The sequence below is a fragment of the Pseudomonadota bacterium genome (genome assembly GCA_034189865.1).
Taxonomy (GTDB): Bacteria; Pseudomonadota; Gammaproteobacteria; order UBA5335; family UBA5335; genus JAXHTV01.
This window is the reverse complement of record JAXHTV010000062.1, coordinates 1-2651: the sequence shown is the minus strand read 5'-3', so window position 1 is coordinate 2651 and position 2651 is coordinate 1. Positions and strand designations below refer to the sequence as shown.

Below are 2651 nucleotides of genomic sequence, written 5' to 3'. Positions count from 1 at the left end.
AGTCAAGATGACCGAGATTGCCAATGCTTCCCGCGCTCATCTTAAAGCTATTTTAGGTTTTACTATTCCTGCCAACTGTAAACCAATGTGGTTACTGTCCATCTTAATTAACCAACTGGGCTTAAAGTTAATTTCTCGTCGCCAAGGAAGCAAAGGACAACAGGTTAGATATTACAGTTTGACGGTGGAAGATTTATCTTTTGCTATTGATGTTCTACAGCATCGAGAGCAGCAGCGAAGGGATAGATTACAACAAGAGCTGGAAAGACAAGAAAAATCTCGAATTCATCAAGCTAAGATGCAAACTATGTATGGCATTGACCCGCCCAAACCCTCGGTAGTCACCCCCCCCATAAAAGGGGATATCTATCCTTTAGAGCTACCCCAGACTACGGAAAATAATCAATCTGAACCTAAAGAATCTGAGTATATAGACTCATCGCCTAACGGTTTAGAGAAGCTCAAACCCTGTCTTGAGTTGTTAGAGGGAATAATTAATACAGGTCAAGAGGTAATCAAAGAGATTCTGCTTCAGTTGTTAGTTAGTGAGGAGGGACAAAGAATAGTAATGGTTGCACAAAACCATCTTCTTGATTGGTTAGTCAAGTCCAAGAAACTGATAACTATTTGAATTCAAGCGAAAAACTGACGTTGGCAAATATTGGCAAAGAATGTCAAACTTTAAGAGTAGGATAATTTCAACTCCATAGAGACATGACTACGCTCAACATTTCTCTTCCCGAATCAATGCGGGAATTTATCGACCAACAAATTGACCAATGTGGTTACAGTACCGCTAGCGAGTATATCCGTTATTTAATTCGTCAAGACCAAGAAAAAGCCGAAAAAAAACAAATTGAAAAACTCTTACTAGAAGGCTTAAACAGTGGCGAACCTGTGGAAATAACCGATGATTGGTGGTTGCAAAAACGGACGGAATTAATGGAACGGTTAAATCAGTCCAAATCATGACCAGACGGATTTTAATTACTCCAAAAGCCAGTCAGGATATAGATAAATTGTTTGAGTATATTGCTCAAAATAATCATGATGCTGCTCTACGTTTTTTTGATGCTACCAGACAAACCATTGCTAAATTAGCAGCAATCCCAGGTAAGGGTAGTCTGTTTGAAGTTGATAATTCTCGGCTAGTAGGACTGCGTAAATGGGCAGTTAAAGGCTTTGAAAAACATCTGATATTTTATCTTTATGATGAAGAACGACTAACTGTAATTAGGATTATTCATGCCAGTCGCGATTTACCAAATATTTTGGGCAAAGAATAAAGGAAGCAACGCCGTTTTAAATTCGTCGTTTCCAATATAAATAGAACTTATTTATCGAGTATTTATACTTACTTTCTTTGCTTAACAAAGATAAGTTTTGCTTAATTTCTGTTCCCCGACAACGAGAGAATCGGGGTTTGGTGTCGAGCAACTGTATAATAGTATTGTTCTACTCTTAACAGCCCCTGGGAGTAAATGAAGGAATTAATAGAGGAATGGTTGGCTCTGCATCACGGATATACGCGCAAAAGCTATGAAAATACCATCAATCAGTTTGGTTCGGCTGTCAAGCTGACTCTACCTCAGATTAAGTCCCAGCACGTCAGAAATTGGTTGGATAGTTTAGATTGTGCTGATACTACGAAGCAGAAGCATTTAGCTATTTTGAAGGCTTTTTTTAATTACGTGGTGACATTAGATGCTGCACCGATCAAATCTAGTCCTCTTCCGCGACAGTTTAAGGTGGCTGTTCCCAAAGAAACTCTAGTGGAACGCATTCTTACTGTTGAGGAAGTGAAAGCCTTGATTGAGAATGAGTTGAATCTACGGAATCATCTGATCTTAAAAACTCTTTATCAGACTGGGGTAAGGGTGAGTGAATTATGTGGACTATCGTGGAAAGATATTACCCCTAGACCCGAAATCAAGACGGTTCAGCTTACGGTATATGGTAAGAGAGGTAAAACCCGTTATATCACCCTTAAACCTGAGTTAGCTATTGAATTAGAAAAGTTTAGAGAGTCCGCATTAGGGGCTGCACCGATCTTTACCAGTGAAAAAGGTAATGCTTTAGCCCCTGCCCACATACATAGGATTGTGAAACGGGCTGCTGCCAAGGCTCAATTACCGCAAGCAGAGCGAGTTTCTCCGCACTGGTTAAGGCACGCTCATGCGACTCATGCTTTAGAACGGGGTGCGCCATTAAGGTTAGTTCAGGCAACATTAGGTCATGCTTCATTGGATACTACGAGCAAGTATTTACATATTCGACCTAGTGAAAGCTCTGGGGATTATTTATAAGGGGAATTTCTAAGATTATTAGTAAAGCCAGTTAATTAACTTAAAACTTAAAAAAGAATCATCATGTCATTAGTCAAAGGAATCAAGAAAGGCAAAACTATTGAATTATTAGAAGAAATTAATATTCCTGATGGAGAAGAAATTTTAATTGATATTCTTCCAGTAAATAATTTTTGGACTAGCTTAGAAACATTTAGGAATTCTCAAGAGTTTAACGATGTAGATTTTGATGCAGAAATATTTACAGATTTGCGAGATAAAACGAGTGGTAGAAATTATGCTGAGTTATGGTGAATCGTCGAATACAGCGTTAAGTGATTAAGTGAACAAGTGATTAAGTGAATA

General features: G+C 38.6%; 5 protein-coding genes. All 5 read left to right on the top strand.

Annotation, left to right across the window (positions count from 1 at the left end; genetic code table 11):
* A partial coding sequence (locus tag SVU69_13670) for a bifunctional DNA primase/helicase (protein MDY6944045.1) occupies positions 1–631 on the top strand: 631 nt, incomplete at its 5' end.
* Between the two features lie 83 nt (positions 632–714).
* Positions 715–972 carry a type II toxin-antitoxin system ParD family antitoxin gene (locus SVU69_13665; protein ID MDY6944044.1) on the top strand — a complete coding sequence of 86 codons (258 nt, stop codon included), beginning with the start codon at positions 715–717 and terminating at the stop codon, positions 970–972.
* Positions 969–1286: a type II toxin-antitoxin system RelE/ParE family toxin gene (locus SVU69_13660; protein MDY6944043.1), complete on the top strand. Its 318-nt coding sequence runs from the start codon at positions 969–971 to the stop codon at positions 1284–1286. The genes SVU69_13665 and SVU69_13660 overlap by 4 nt, the downstream gene beginning before the upstream one ends.
* Before the next feature lie 195 nt (positions 1287–1481).
* A complete protein-coding gene (locus tag SVU69_13655; GenBank protein ID MDY6944042.1) occupies positions 1482–2306 on the top strand; it encodes a tyrosine-type recombinase/integrase in 825 nt (274 codons plus the stop codon).
* 63 nt (positions 2307–2369) lie between these two features.
* The gene (locus tag SVU69_13650) at positions 2370–2600 is read left to right on the top strand and encodes a hypothetical protein (GenBank protein ID MDY6944041.1); all 231 of its coding nucleotides are present in this window, start codon (positions 2370–2372) and stop codon (positions 2598–2600) included.
* The last annotated feature ends 51 nt before the right edge of the window (positions 2601–2651 follow it).